Raw genomic sequence first — 15,371 nt, 5'->3', positions numbered from 1 at the left:
GAGAGCTGAAAAATGCTCTCTATTTTTTATGTGTCTACCGTGAGGTGAAGCCCTGAAGGAAGCCAGAGGAAGACTTCTAGTCTGACGTACAGAAATCACATTAGGAATAATAAAGACAAAAAAGGGATTGTCATAAAATCAATCTATTCTACAAAATATAATTCATACACAATGCATTATATTTTGTATTCCTGTGATTTTTACGACACTCCCTTCTTTATATACCATGCAAAATTATTTTTGATCAATCTTAAGTAGTGTTTGAAGTAGTACATTAGCCCCTTTTAAGCATGCCTCAACTGGGGTGAATTCTTTTTCACAATGACTATGCCCTTTTACACTAGGTACAAAAATCATAGTAGTTGGAATAACATCTGCAATAAATTGAGCATCATGACCTGGTCCACTATACATTCTCATAGCTGAGTAGCCATACTCCTGGGCACTTTTTTCTACAAAGTCTACATACTCAGGATAATAAGCAACTGTTTTACGAGACCATGCTTCTTCATAACTTACTTCACATTTTTCTATCACCTCAGGAATAGCCTTAATAATAGCTAATACCTGTTTAATGACTTCAGGGTCTTGATGTCTTGCATCTAAGGTAAACTTGACTTCATCTGGGATAATGGTATGGATATTAGGATGAGCAGAGATCTTACCTGTTGTATAAACAAGCTTACTATCTAATTTATCTAATTCATCATGTAAGTATTGAATAGTCTTGGTGGCTGCATATAAGGCATCTTTTCTATATTTCATCGGTGTTGTTCCTGCATGATCTGCTTGACCGATAAAGGTAAATTCATAGTTAATCATACCGCAAACCCCTTCAACAACTCCTATATCTTTTTTCTCTGCTTCTAGTACAGGCCCTTGTTCAATATGCAGCTCCACTAAAGCCATATTTTCTTCTGGCTTCATCCTATTTGCTTCTTCTCCTAAGTAACCACTGGCTTCTAAGGCTTCTTTAAAGGTAGTTCCCTCTTTATCTTTAGAAGCCAGCATCTTATCCTTATCAAATTTACCAGTAATAACCCCTGAAGACATCATAGCTGGTTCGAATCTTGCCCCTTCTTCATTGGTCCATACCACTACAGTAATAGGATGACGATGAGGAATCTTTTCTGTCACAATGGTTTCAGCTACTTCTAAAGCTGTTAAAACACCTAAGATACCATCATAATTTCCACCTTGTTTAACAGAATCCATGTGTGACCCAGACATAATAGCTGGAAGTCCTTCCTCCCCTTTAAGTGTGGCATAAATATTGGCCATATCATCTGTTTTAATAGTCATTCCAAGCGCCTTACATCTCTTACAAAATTCCTCTCTAGCTTCAAGAGCTGCTGGTGATAAAGAAAACCTAGTAATGCCTCCCTTACCTGTATCTCCAAATTTACTAAAAGTCACTATTTTATCCTCTAATCTCTCTTTGCTACATGTCTTCATAACCTTTCCTCCTCATCTTGATCATCTTCTATTGCTACATACTATTTCTTAACAACTCATTTTCCTGTCTCAATAGCATTTACTGGACACACCACCTTACAAAGATGACATCCTACACATTTGCTTGCTATTAAAATAGGTTTACCACTACCTGGTTCTTGCTCAAGTGCTTGATGCCCACCATCATAGCAAGACAAATAACACCTGCCACAGCCAACACATTTGCTTTTATTAAACTTGGGATAACAGATACTATCCCTATCTAGCTCATCACCTGGCACAATATGTTCTATGGCTTTTCCTACTATCTCACTAATGGAATGATACCCTTCATTTATTAAATAAAATTTCATCCCCTCTATAAGGTCTTCAATTATTCTATAACCATATTGCATAACCGCTGTTGTTACCTGTAAGTTTTCACAGCCTAAAGCTAAAAACTCAGCTGCATCTTTCCAGGTTTCAATGCCTCCCATACCACTTATAGGCGTCTTCCTTAAACCTTCATGACTTTTCATCTCATAGATAAAACGCAGGGCAATGGGTTTCACGGCTTTTCCAGAATAACCACCCACACTTGTTTTACCTCGTACCTTTGGCCCTGAACAAAAGCTTTCTAAATCTACATTCATAATGCTCTTAATTGTATTAATAGCTGCAATCCCTGTTGCCCCTGCCTCCATAGCTGCTAAAGCTGGTATTTCCATATGACCAAGGTTTGGTGTCATCTTGGCTAAAATAGGTAAATGGGTTCCTTTTCTAGTAGCTTTTGTATAAGTAGCTACTAGAAAAGGATTTTGGCCTACATCGGATCCAAGACCATCTGTGGCCATATGAGGGCAAGAAAAGTTACATTCAATAATATCAGCTCCAGCTTCAGTAACGATCCTTGCTAAGTAGGTCCATTCCTCTTCATTGGTTCCCATAATAGAAGCAACAATGACCTTAGTTGGATAGTTCTTTTTTAATTCCTTCAAAAAAGTTAAGTTCTCTTCTAAGGTATGGTCTGAGATTTGTTCAATATTTTTAAAGCCTACAAAAGGCACTGATTCCTTAGTTAGTGCATCAAAGCGAGGCGAAACCTCTTTAGGTACAAAATTACCTATCGTTTTAAAAGCTACACCTGCCCACCCCATTTCAAAAGCCCTAGCTACCATCTCATAGTTACTACCTACTACAGATGAAGATAAGAAAAACGGATTTTCACAAGGTACACCACAAAAGGTTATAGATAAATCTACTTCTTTTTCAGGTGTTTTAGGATAGGTAGCTGCCTTTATCATGATGTCATCTATTGGAACAGTTTTACTCATTTTAGACTTAACGCAAGCTTCTAAACACGCTTTGTTATCACAGCTTTCACAAGCCATCTCTAAGGTGAGCTTTTCAGCCGCTCCTGACGTATTTTCAAAACGAAGGGAACGAATGATTTTGTCTACCTCCACCCCATGTGGGCAAGCCTTTGTGCAGGCCGCTTCGTTGCATAGTAAACAACCACTCACTTCTTCCTTAAGTGAAATCTCTCTATATAATGGATTCATCGCTTTCCCTCCTTGTATTTATTTTCTAGGTTCTCTTTTTACAAACTCTCCAAAACCTGGTGTGCCTACAAAATCTCCATTGTCATAAACTAACTTGCCACGTACATAGGTTTGAACCGGATACCCATGTATCTTTTTTCCTTCCCAAATGGTATGGTCATAATCTGAATGCATGTTGCTTACAGAAATGGTTACATCTTTATAAGGATCATAAATAACAATGTCTGCATCTTTTCCTACTGCTAAAGAACCCTTTTGTTTGCATCCAAAAAGTTTAGCTGGATTTGTAGAACACAACTCTACTGCCCTATTGAAAGTAATCTTACCTTCATTAGCTGCTGATAGCATATAAGGATAAAGATTTTCAACACCTGCACAACCATTGGGGATTTTAGTAAAGTCATCTTTTCCCCAATCCTTCTCATAGCTTTGGAAAGGGCAATGATCAGTTGCTACTGTATCAATAGCACCCTGTCTAATCGCCTTCCATAGTGCTTCTTTGCTTTCTTCCCCTTTCATGGGTGGTGAACAAACGAAGTTTCTACCATCTTCTCTTTTATAAACATCACAGGTGAACTCTAGATACTGTGGGCAGGTTTCGATATAAATATCATGGCCCTCTCTTTTGGCAGCTACTGCAGCTTCTAATCCTTCTTTGTCTGCCATATGCACTAGATATAAGGACGCTTCTACTGAAGAAGCCCAGTGAACTGCTCTTTTGTCTGCTTCTGCTTCCACAAATTCTGGTCTACTCATATAGTGATACCAAGCTGAAGTCTTACCTTCCTTTAAAAACTGAGCTGTATATAGGTCTATTAAATCTGGATTTTCTGCATGAATGTTGGTCATGGCACCTACTTCTTTTGCTTTTAATAAAACCTTGACTAAGGTGCCATCATCTACCATCATGCCTTCCTTTTTGTATACTAAAAAACATTTAAAACTCGTAATTCCGTAATTGACAGCTGCTTCAAATTCATCTAAAATCGCCCCATCATTTAAGTCGGTAATACAGCAGTGAAAAGCATAATCTACGCAAGCTTCTACATCACATATAGCTTTTCTAGCTTCTACTGTTTCAATAATGCCAAAACCTTTTCTTTGCATTGGATAATCAAATACAGTGGTAACCCCTCCACAAGCTGCTGCCCTTGTTCCTGCTAAGTAACTGTCTGCTGAAACTGTTCCCCCAAAAGGCATAGCTAAATGGGTGTGTGCATCAATAGCGCCAGGTAATACCAGCTTGCCAGCAGCATCTACTACCTTTTCAGCTACTACAGGAAGATTCATTCCAACACATACTATTTTCCCATCGTTTACTGCAATATCTCCAACAAAGGTTTCAGCAGCTGTTATAATTGTTCCATTTTTAATTAATAAGTCCATTTTTCTTCCTCCTCCACTTTTAATAGAAATTTGTCGGTGGCTTTACTAGGCCATTTGGGCGGAACTGAGAGAGGGTGACTATCCTACGTGGATCCGCTCCGCATTTTCAGTAGGCACTAAGCTCACTTTTTTGGATGAACGCCCGCAAACTCGGTTCCCTCAAACACGTGGGCTAAGTACCATCCAAAACGTTCGCTAAGTGCCTACTGAAAATACTCCGAAGTCACCCCGCTAGGACAGCCACCCTCTCTCAGTTCTACCAACAATAACGCGTAAAGCTACTATCCTGCAGTGTTTCCAAGAAAAAAGATAAATTACTATCGTTACGCCTTCTTTCCGGCTGCCTCAATGCCTATTGCTTATGAGGTCAATAATGCTTGTAAGAAATGAGAGGAGAGGGCTATCTGGAAGGGTGACTTGGGAAAGTTTTTTTAGAGGCACTTGGCGAGTGTTTTTGATGGTTTTTAGTGCGAGTGTTTGACCAGCGGGAGTTTTCGCACGTTCATCAAAATAAGCTAGCCTAGTGCCTCTAAAAACTTGAACCGGAACACTGGAAGATAGCCCTCTCCTCTCATTTCCGCCCAGTAGCATTTCTCATAAACACCAAGGCAACTTTCTATTTATTTAATTTGTATACAAGTACTAGCCCTGAACGTTGATAGATTTGAGCAATTTCAAGTAAGTTCATACCACCAGCATTAGCTGCTGTTAAGTTAGATACCCAAGTTACACCAAAGTCTACTTGCCCTGTGTAAACAGCTGTGGTTTCCCCAATATCTCCACCACCAGGTACAATGGTCACATTTAAGCCAGCTTCTGTATAGTATCCTTTATCTAAAGCTACATAGTATCCCATGAATTGTGCTTGTGGTAACCATTTAAGTTGGATGGCTACATCTGTTTTTTCAAGAGGTGCAAATTTGCCATCTGCTGATGCCGTAACTGCTTCCCAATAAGAAGTATCTCTAATATCATCTAAGGTTAATTTTTGAAGTGCATCTGCTGCTGTACTATCACTTAATTGAATATATTTTTTAGCTAACTCAAGAGTTTGAGCCATAGCTTCTTCATTCATCTCTCCATAATTCGTTACTGTCTCACCTTTTGTATTGGTTTGAACCAGTTTTTTAACTTCTGTAGCCATGTAAGCTTGATGTTCTGCGGAAACGGAAGAACCGTATTTATAAACAATTTCTGCTGCTTCTTCTGGATGTTCCGCAGCATATTCCCAACCTCTTAAAGAAGCATAGATAAACGCTTTAACTGTATTAGGATTTTTCTCTGCAAAATCTTTCGTGCAGAATAAGTTATCTTCGAGCATTGCTACGCCTTCATCATTCATATCGATGGTTTTAACAGTATCCCCATATTTATAAGCACCGTCATAGTCATTTTTAACTAAGCCTAATTCGTTATAGGTCATAGCTGAGGCAAGTAAAATAGAATCATCATCAAAACCATCCATATCAAAAGCTTGGCTTAAATAAGTAATAGGCTGACCATATTTAGCTAGAAGTGCTTGAATTTCATATTCGTTTCCAAGTCCCCAGTTGCCAACCTTACCTTGGCTAGCAGCATCCTTAATAATCTCTTCTGCTGATTGATCTGCATTATAATAAGGACCACTTGCTGCTGGACTAGCAGCCTCACCACTTGGGCTTTCTGTAGCAGTAGCTCCACTCGCTACTGGAGAAGGACTAGCCTCACCATCTGTCTTACTACTACAACCTACACTAGCTACTATAAGAGCTCCACTTACCATTATTACTGTGATTAATTTTGACCATTTTTTATTCATACTGTTATCCTCCCTTTTAATCTCTAAATTTTTATTATTCAAACCATCTTACTTCTATATATAAGCTTAAGGTCATTATCTTCGTCCCTTAAGCAGGATATTTTCGGCTACCATTAAGATGCCGTAAAGTATAATCGCCATCAAACATGCCACTACAATATACGCCCAAGCTGTAGCATACTGGGCAAGTACGATACTTTCTCTAATCTGCCTACCAACCCCAATAATGTATTCTGCAAAGTACTCACTCACCAATGCACTAATAATACAACCTGGAACACTAATTCTTAGAGCTGTAAAAACATAAGGTATACTATTAGGTATTCTGAGCTTTAGAAAAATAGTTTTCTTACTAGCTGCATAAGAAGTCATTAAATCCTCTGAAAAAGGTTTTAACTCAGTAAATCCCCGATAGGCATTAATGCTCATTGCCACGGTGCAAGTAATCATCACCACCAGCATCTTAGCAAACATACTTCTAATATTCGGATCTTTACTAAAATCCTTTGTTAGATTAGTCAAAATAGGTGCAATGGCAATGATAGGAATAGCATTAAAAGCTGATATAATGGTAAGTCCACCCATACCCCATTTAGGAAATAAAGTAGCAATAATAGCAATGAGATAACCTAATAATGAACCTAGTATTAAACCACCTAAAGCTACCATAGCTGTTGCCTGTACATTGAGCCAAATGCTTCCCATGTTATCAATAATGATACTGATAATACGAGTAGGTAGAGGAAGCGTGAAGGTATCTGCACCTATAAGCTTATGCAGCAGCTGTGTCTGCCAAAGAATAATGATAAATATTCCAAATAATAAAGGATATAAAACCGATGTTAATTTTGCTTTACTCATATGCCCCCTCCTTTACCTCTTTTTAGGTCTACCTGGTGCTACTAATCGTTCAATAAGTCCCATTAAGTAGTAACTGGAAATCCCGATAATAGCGCTGAAAAATACAATCTGCCAAAAAACATAAATACTCATGGCATGCTTTAGTGATTGTGAAAGCATACATCCAAGTCCACCACCGCCTTGCAGGGTGTCTACTAAGATAGATGCTGTAATTGCCATAGGTGCTGAGATTTTTAGTCCTGTAAAGAAATATGGAATACAAGAAGGAATCATCAGCTTCTTGTAAATTTCATACTTGCTAGCCGCTAAGGCATACATCAATTCATGCTTTTCTCTCTCCACAGACTTAAAGCCTGCTAAAGTATTCGTACATACTGGATAAAAAGTTAAAATAGCTGCAATAATAATTCGACTTTTATTGATATCTTTTGTCACAGCCAATACAATGGGTGCCATTCCTAAAATAGGAATCATTTGAATCAGCATCAAATAAGGAAAAGCTACCTTTTCTACTACCCCTGATAAATTCATTAGGAGTGCTAAAACAAATCCGCAAGCTGCCCCAATTAAAAAACCTACACCCGCTCTTAGTAAAGTTTCACCAGCACTAGTCATCACTAGCTGAAAAGCTGTTTGACTGCTGCTCACTAACTTGCTGCTAAAGACAGATTCGATGATTTGATAAATGTGAGGAAGCACATTTTCAGGGGTTCTCTTAGTTTGCTCGATAATAGTAGCGCCTATCTCCCATATACCAATAAGGCCTAAAAGCCATACGAAGACTACGGCTTGTTTTGATAAAAGTACTTTTTTAATAGCTTTCATGCCTATACCCCCTCAAAACTATTTCTTACCTTAGCCACGAGTTTAGTAAATTCTGCTGTATCCTTAATAGAAAGATCTCTCGGCCTTTCTAAATTAATATCTACTACAGCTGATACCCTACCTGGATGAGGTGATAAAACAACAACCCTGTCTGAAAGGAAAACAGCTTCCTGAATGTTATGAGTAACGAAAATAATCGTTTTGTTAGTTTTACGCCATATTCTTAAAAGGTCTTGATGAAGCTTTTCTCTAGTGAACTCGTCAAGTGCTGAAAACGGTTCATCCATAAGTAGAATTTCTGGTCTAATCGCTAAAGCTCTTGCAATTCCTACTCTTTGCTGCATACCCCCACTAAGTTCATGAGGATAATGTTTACCAAATTCATTAAGGCCAACTAAATCTAACATTTTAGTAACTCTAGCTGTTCTATCTTTCTTAGGCATTCCTAGAAGTTCCATAGGCATACATACATTTCTTCTTACGGTACGCCAGTCATATAAAACAGGGTTTTGAAAAACAATACCATATTTCTTTTGGAGTCTAATACTTCTAGGCGTTTCTCCTCTAACGGTTATGCTTCCTTCTGTAGGCTGCAATAAATCAGCAATGATACGGAGCAAGGTGGTTTTCCCACACCCTGAAGGACCTAATAAAGAAATAAACTCACCTTGATTAATCTCTAGATTGATATTACTTAATGCTGTAACAGGCTCTCCTCCATTTTTATCCTCAAATCTTACTGATAAGTTTTCTATTTTAATCTCAGTTTTAACTTCTCTTGGTTTGGAATAGTCTCTCTCTTCAAATTCAGTATCTAATTCTTTTAATGCACTCATTTGACTCCCTCCTTATTCATAAAATGATTGAAAATAAAAAGCGGCGCAAAACAATAACATGTTTTGCACCTTTGCAAAGAAAATATAATATTTATTTAAAGTTTTAATCTCTTCTTATTGATTAGAAACTAAGCAATCTCTTTATCATCGTTTCTACTTATATAGCTTATAGTAAATCTGCTTTAGATCCTCTACATCTACTACTTTAATAGTATTTGAAGGACTACCACTAGCCATTGCATCATTTGCCATTTTTTCGATGTGTATTTCAAAATCTGCTTTTGAAATACCATATCCTTCAAGACTAGGAATTTCACATCTACTACAAAGCTCTGCTAATGCTTCTAAAAATTTACCACTTGCTATTTCATCAGTCATCGTATCATCAGCTACACCAATGATTCTTCCTAACGTTCCAAAGCGTTCATAAGCACCATCCACCACATAACTCAGGCATTCTCCTATCAGCATTGCATTAGAAATTCCATGTGGTACATGGAAAAGTGCACCAATTGGTCTACTCATACCATGTACTAGGGTAACAGATGCATTATTAATACATACTCCAGCTTCAAAGGCCGCAATAGCCATTTCTTCTCTTGCTTTAGCATGATTACCATCATTATATGCAATAGGTAAGTATTCAAATATACGTTTCACAGCAGATAGTGCATATAAATCCGTTAGCGTATTACTTTTTCTTGAAGTATAAGCTTCTACTGCATGAGTTAAAGCATCCATTCCCGTTGCTGCTGTAATATGCCTTGGTGATGAATAAGTTAAACTAGGGTCAATTACTGCTAGCTGAGGTAAAAGTGCATTGCCTTTTAGAAGCATCTTAATATTTTTCTTAGTGTCTGTGATAATGGTAAACTTAGTCGTTTCTGACCCTGTACCCGCTGTTGTTGGAATCAGTACCATTGGTGGAAATGTGCCACTTATTTCTTTCCCCATATAGTCTGAAACCTTGCCTCTTAGCACACTCATAGCTGCAATAGCCTTTGCACTATCTAGTGGGCTTCCACCACCTATACCAATACAAAAATCACAGCCATTATCCTTATATAAATTGACTCCTGCTTCTATCATTTCATCTGTAGGTTCTCCTGTAATATCGTTAAAGACAGTATATCCAATCCCCCACTGATGCAAATAATCTGTTAAAAGTTTTAAGGTGCCTAACTTAGTAATCATCTTACCAGTTACAATAAACGCTCTTTTTCCATAGCTTTTAATCGTTGTTTCACAAGAAGCTAATGCCCCCTCACCTATGACTACTTTTCCTGGTAATGTAAACTCATATGCCATTTATTCTACCCCTTTCAAGAAACACTGAAATCAAGAAATCTTCCTATCTACATTGTCTAATACTTCATCTAATTTTGCAAGTTCCTCTATAAGTTGCTCTTTGGTAATGATTAATGGTGGGGCAATTAAAATCATATTTTCATGGGAATAAGTCATAAACCCTTTTTCTTTTAGCATGCCAATAATTTTTCCCATGACTCCTTCAGGATCTCTACCATAAGGTACTAATGGCTCTTTTGTCACCTTATCTTTGACTAACTCCACAGCTGAGAAAAGGCCTATATAACGTACATCTCCCACTGATGGATGTGCTGTTTTCATTTCTTCTAGCTTTTCTCCTAATACCTTTCCAACTGCTACTACATTATCTAGAATATGAGCTTCTTCATAGTATTCAACGCATGCTATACCAGCTGCACAAGCTAGAGGATGACCGCTATACGTTAAACCACAAGAAAGTAAATGATCATCAAAGTAAGCTGCTATTTCTTTACTTACGACGCAGCCTCCAAGTGGTATATAACCACAGGTAACACCTTTGGCAAAGGTAACAATGTCCGGTTTGACATCAAAGTTCTCAAAACCAAATAATTTACCTGTTCTTCCCCAACCTGTCATTACCTCGTCACAAATCATTAAAATACCATATTGATCACAAAGGGCTCTTACACCTGGCATATAGCCTTTAGGTGGAATAATAACGCCATTAGAACCTGTTACTGTTTCCATAGCAATAGCTGCTATGCTATCTGGCCCTTCATACTGAATTTGCTCTTCTAATTTTCTTATGTAATAAGCTGTTGCTGCTTCCTCTGATTCAAAACAAACGGCTTCTCTATAAAGATACGGATCGAAAAATTTCACAAAGCCTGGAATACCTGGTTCTAAGGGATATCTCCTTGGTTCACCTGTTAAGTTGCCAGCCCCAAAAGAAGAACCATGATAACTTCTATAGCGACTAAATATTTTATTTTTTCCTGTAAACATCCTTGCCATTTTAACGGCATTCTCATTAGCATCTGCCCCAGCATTAGTGAAAAATACTTTGCCCATATTATCTGGCATCAGCTCTACAATTTTCTTTGCCAGCTTTGCTCTGGATTCTGCTCCATAAGAAGGAGAAATGAAACAATACTGATCAACCTGCTTTTTAATGGCATCTCCTATGGCTTTATTCCCAAAACCTAAATTCATATTAACTAACTGAGACGACATATCTGTATAGCGATTGCCTTGATCATCCCAAAAGTAAATGCCTTCGCCTTTAACTACCGGAATAGGATTTAATCCTCTTTGTTTACTCCAAGATTGTAAGTTATAACTTGTTAATGTGCTTTTAATTTCTTCTCCTGTCATATCCTCTTCCTCCCTCAATCTTTTCTTAATCTATCTAAGTATTATCTTAGGCTACTTCTTAGATAAAACGTCAAAGGGGCCTATCCTATACGGATAAGCCCCTTTGCTTTCTTGTATCTTATGGCTATTATAGCTCCCTCCATTTTTCTTCGCAATTGCCATCTGCCCATTTTTGATTGTGCAATTGCACATCATCCTATTTTTTATTTTTTAGGGACTCCACTTTTAGAGTACATATAGATAAGTGTAAAAACAAATAAATAAAGTTTAAAACCAGAGTCTTAAAGCCTTAGTTTCCTATCACAAGGGTGCACCGGCTAAGACTTTTAGGAGCTCCTCACTCTTCGTTTTAACTTTTATACTTACACCCATAGTCTCTTTACGTGCAAGTCGTACTGAGGAGCTACTGCTATGTGATTTTAGAGCTGCAAGGTAAGTTGTAAAGGTTAAAATGAAGTGCTGGCAAACAAAAAAGCCACCTTTAAGTTCTGATGTGACCCCAAAAAGTTAGACTTTTATTGCGTAACAGATTTTTGATAAGTCTGTTACGCATTTTTATGCTGCTAAGAGGCTAATTCTGTATTGCACAGGACTGAGCCAGTCTAGTTTTTGCTTTATTCTTTTTTCATTGTAATACTTTATATATCGTTCTATTGCTGATTTTAATTCCTCATAACTATAATACACAACACCATAATAGATTTCTTGTTTCAGCAAACCAAAAAAATTCTCCATTACTGAATTATCATGACAGTTTCCTTTTCTTGACATGCTTTGAAATATTTTTTCTTCTTTCAGTCTGTTTGAATAGGCTTTCATTTGATAAGCCCACCCTTGATCTGAATGAAAAGTTCTACGATATGGACAATCAGAAGTAATCTCTATTGCTTTTTCTAAAGCCTTCATAACATTCTGAGCCGATGGTTGTCTACCCATTTCAAAGCTCATTATTTCACCACTACACATATCCATAAAGGGATCTAAATAAAGCTTATGCGTAGTCATATGACCCTTATTATCAATCTCATAATATTTAAATTCTGTTGTGTCAGTTGTTATCTTCTGATGAGGTATATTCGTGTTAAAACGTCTTCTAATTCTATTTGGTGCGACAGTTCCAACTTTGCCTTTGTAGGAACTGTATTTTCGACTTTTTCTAGTAAATGATGTAACCTGAAGGTTGAACTTCTGCATAATTCTTTGAACCTTCTTCTTATTTACTATATATCCTTGATTCCGAAGTTCTCCACACATTCTTCTATATCCATAGTTCTTATTATTTTTATGTATTTCTAAAATCTTATCCTCAATTTCTTTGTTTGGATTTTCTTTATTAAAACGCTTTTGCCAATACATATATGTAGCCTTAGGCATTTGACTGTACGAGAGAAGGTCTTTTAGTTTGAATTGTCTTCGGAGACTGTTGATGACCCTAGCAAGTCTCTCGTTTTTGCTTCGTCCTCTAAACGCAGTCTCCTCAGTTCTTTTAAAAAGGCATTCTCTATTCTAAGTTTAAGTAATTCATCTTCTAATTCTCGTACATGTTCCATGCTCGTATCTACTGTAAAATCTTTTGTAAGTTGCGTGACATCTTTTGAGTTAGTCTTTTCCAATGTTTTTCTCCGACCTTTCTTATGAGGTCTTAGAGCATCAAGACCTGCCACTTGGAATCTATTTACCCAGTTACAAATCAATGCTGGGTTATTAATTCCTTCTTGAATAGCTAATTCTTGATACGAAACCTCACTTGTTAAATATAATTCTACAACATGAAGTTTATAATCAAAAGAGTAATATTCTTTTTTTCTTGAACGCATTAATCCTGCATCTCCGAATTCCTTGTATGCATTAATCCATTTGCGTAATTGTGAAGTAGAGCCTAATCCATACTTTGTTGAAAGATAAGGTGTTCCACCTTCACCGTTTAGGTATTCTAAAACCACTTTCTTTTTAAACTCAAAACTATGTTTTGTCATAAAAATACCGACCTCCCAATCGTTAGATTTTTGGTCTAACTTTTGGGGGTCGGTACATTCACAAACTAAAAGGTGGCTTCTTTGTTTATATTTCTTTAAAATCTCTACCTTTAAATATCCTTATAGGATTTCCTCTTATAAGCCTATTTTGTTCTAGCCAGGCTAGTTGCTTTTCTTTTTGATTTGCATCTTCATTAACCTGTGCTAGTAAGTCAAGTAGCCTATTCATGGCAATTTGCTTATTCATATGCTGGCTCCTTGCCTCTGTTGATACTACTGCTATACCTGTAGGCATATGAATAGCTCTTACACCTGTTTCCACTTTATTGACGTGCTGTCCGCCTTTTCCCCCACTTCTAAATGTTTCAAACCGAATAATTTCCTCTGTTGATACTTTCTTTACTTCTTCTAAAATACTGACATCAATATACCAATTTTTTCGTTTGCAGTTAGCCCTATAGGGGCTTTCACAAATCCACAACACAGAACCTTGCTTCAAGTCTGCTGCCTCATCTAGCTCACAAGTTATATAAGTAAAGCATCCTTTCGCTTTACCCTGATGGGCCTCTACTAACTTTAGATTTGAATACTCTTCCTTTAATTTTTCAAAATACATGCCAACTGCTAGTTCACATTCACAAGGACCTTTACCTGAACTTATTTGCACTTTCATAAGTCACCTCCCCTTTATATGTGATAAGCGGTCTTAATGTAGCCACCACTTCAATTAAACCAAATTTCATCAGACTGTCTATAACTTGCTCAATATTTTTATAAGCTTCTGGCGCTTCTTGAAACAAGAGATTCGTATCATGACATACTACCTTACTCTTTAACTCTGTGCATCTAATGCTATCTCTATCATATTTATTATTGATTCTAGATTTACATAAGCTTCTAGCCCATTTTCTTCCCGCTCCATGAGACAATGAATCTAGGGATAAACTCGTGTCTTCTTTTGGCATACAAATATAACTAAGGCTTCCTCTAGACCCTGGAATAACAATAGGTCCTACCTTAGAAGAAGTCGTTCCTTTTCTATGAATAAATCCTTCACTGGTTTCTTCTAAGAAATTATGATAGCAATCTATCACCGTTACAATTTCATCGTTAACGCCTAAATGCCCTAATAGCTTTTTAGCAACTAGTTCTCTATTGCGCCTTGCCCATATCAAAGCTTTTTCATGTTCTTCCAGATAAGTGACTGCTTCATCTGAATTTTTCAAAATGCCTTCTGGCTTTAAATGTGCACGTAAGATCTTTTCTCCATAGCCTCTTGAACCGCTATGCACTAACAGAAATACTTTATCTTTTTCTAAGCCTAGCTGCTCATATAAATCCTTATTGACCACCTCATGAATACACTGGAATTCTGCAAAATGATTACCATTTCCTATAGTTCCCAATTCTAAAATAGGACTTTCTTCTTCATAGGGATTCATAATCCATAAATCAGAAAGTTGACGAATATTACTTAGGCGTGTTACCCATTTGTCTTGTTTATACTTCTTCAACTTAACGGCTGTCTCAAAAAGTCCCATACCACAGCCTATATCATTCCCAATCAAATGAGGATAAAAGCGATTTTGGCTAAGAAGTGCTATTCCAATAGGTGATTTTCCCGCATGCAAGTCTGGTAATCCTACTACCCTTATGACATCTTTTAATTGACTTACACCTACTAATTGATCTTTTGCTATTTGTTCAATCCAATTCTTCTCATTACTTATTAATACTATCTTTTCATTTCCCATTCATATTCTCCTTAATAAACATAGCCTTTTTCTAAATTTGAACACAAAAAAAGTACGCAAACACACTGCGCACTTTTAATCTCTTTTATTAGAAAAAGTGTATCGTTGTTTGATATAAAAATTATTGATTTGTCACCTTTTTCATATTTTCCAACATAACGACCACTCCTCTGTTTATCAAGATAAATATTTTATATTTTCAGACTCATTATATCACTTATAGGATGCAAGTCAAGTTTTTAATTCACCTTTATTATTACTCATGTGTTTAATTA

General features: G+C 37.0%; 12 protein-coding genes. All 12 read right to left on the bottom strand.

Features of this window, described 5'->3' with window-relative positions:
* Positions 1-234: 234 nt before the first annotated feature.
* The gene (locus tag CLOLE_RS02975; RefSeq protein ID WP_013655584.1) at positions 235-1,455 is read right to left on the bottom strand and encodes a Zn-dependent hydrolase; all 1,221 of its coding nucleotides are present in this window, start codon (positions 1,453-1,455) and stop codon (positions 235-237) included.
* A 56-nt stretch (positions 1,456-1,511) separates the two neighbouring features.
* Positions 1,512-2,996: an NAD-dependent dihydropyrimidine dehydrogenase subunit PreA gene (preA, locus tag CLOLE_RS02970; RefSeq protein ID WP_013655583.1), complete on the bottom strand. Its 1,485-nt coding sequence runs from the start codon at positions 2,994-2,996 to the stop codon at positions 1,512-1,514.
* An 18-nt stretch (positions 2,997-3,014) separates the two neighbouring features.
* Positions 3,015-4,382: a dihydropyrimidinase gene (hydA, locus tag CLOLE_RS02965; RefSeq protein ID WP_013655582.1), complete on the bottom strand. Its 1,368-nt coding sequence runs from the start codon at positions 4,380-4,382 to the stop codon at positions 3,015-3,017.
* 616 nt (positions 4,383-4,998) lie between these two features.
* Positions 4,999-6,180 carry an ABC transporter substrate-binding protein gene (locus tag CLOLE_RS02955; RefSeq protein WP_013655581.1) on the bottom strand — a complete coding sequence of 394 codons (1,182 nt, stop codon included), beginning with the start codon at positions 6,178-6,180 and terminating at the stop codon, positions 4,999-5,001.
* 75 nt (positions 6,181-6,255) lie between these two features.
* Positions 6,256-7,041, bottom strand: coding sequence for an ABC transporter permease (locus tag CLOLE_RS02950; RefSeq protein WP_013655580.1), 786 nt, complete (start codon positions 7,039-7,041; stop codon positions 6,256-6,258).
* Between the two features lie 12 nt (positions 7,042-7,053).
* A complete protein-coding gene (locus tag CLOLE_RS02945) occupies positions 7,054-7,866 on the bottom strand; it encodes an ABC transporter permease (protein ID WP_013655579.1) in 813 nt (270 codons plus the stop codon).
* Positions 7,867-7,868: 2 nt separating this feature from the next.
* Positions 7,869-8,702, bottom strand: a complete 834-nt coding sequence (locus CLOLE_RS02940) for an ABC transporter ATP-binding protein (RefSeq protein ID WP_013655578.1) — start codon at positions 8,700-8,702, stop codon at positions 7,869-7,871.
* Between the two features lie 153 nt (positions 8,703-8,855).
* Complete coding sequence (locus CLOLE_RS02935; RefSeq protein ID WP_013655577.1) at positions 8,856-10,010, bottom strand: iron-containing alcohol dehydrogenase; 1,155 nt, start codon at positions 10,008-10,010, stop codon at positions 8,856-8,858.
* A 30-nt stretch (positions 10,011-10,040) separates the two neighbouring features.
* On the bottom strand, positions 10,041-11,366 hold the full coding sequence (locus tag CLOLE_RS02930; protein WP_013655576.1) for an aminotransferase class III-fold pyridoxal phosphate-dependent enzyme: 1,326 nt from the start codon (positions 11,364-11,366) through the stop codon (positions 10,041-10,043).
* 555 nt (positions 11,367-11,921) lie between these two features.
* Positions 11,922-13,342, bottom strand: a protein-coding gene (locus CLOLE_RS22345; RefSeq protein ID WP_242825766.1) for an IS3 family transposase whose coding sequence is annotated in 2 segments (ribosomal slippage) — positions 11,922-12,856 and positions 12,856-13,342 — 1,422 coding nt in all. Because the reading frame shifts where the segments join, the coding sequence is not laid out codon by codon here.
* 85 nt (positions 13,343-13,427) lie between these two features.
* Positions 13,428-14,015 carry a peptide chain release factor H gene (prfH, locus tag CLOLE_RS02915; protein ID WP_013655573.1) on the bottom strand — a complete coding sequence of 196 codons (588 nt, stop codon included), beginning with the start codon at positions 14,013-14,015 and terminating at the stop codon, positions 13,428-13,430.
* Positions 13,990-15,096 (bottom strand): RNA ligase RtcB family protein, encoded by a 1,107-nt coding sequence (locus tag CLOLE_RS02910; RefSeq protein ID WP_013655572.1) that lies wholly within the window; start codon positions 15,094-15,096, stop codon positions 13,990-13,992. The genes prfH and CLOLE_RS02910 overlap by 26 nt, the downstream gene beginning before the upstream one ends.
* Positions 15,097-15,371: the final 275 nt, after the last annotated feature.

It is taken from the genome of Cellulosilyticum lentocellum DSM 5427 (genome assembly GCF_000178835.2).
GTDB classification, from domain to species: Bacteria; Bacillota; Clostridia; order Lachnospirales; family Cellulosilyticaceae; genus Cellulosilyticum; species Cellulosilyticum lentocellum.
This window is presented reverse-complemented; position numbering and strand designations above follow the sequence as displayed.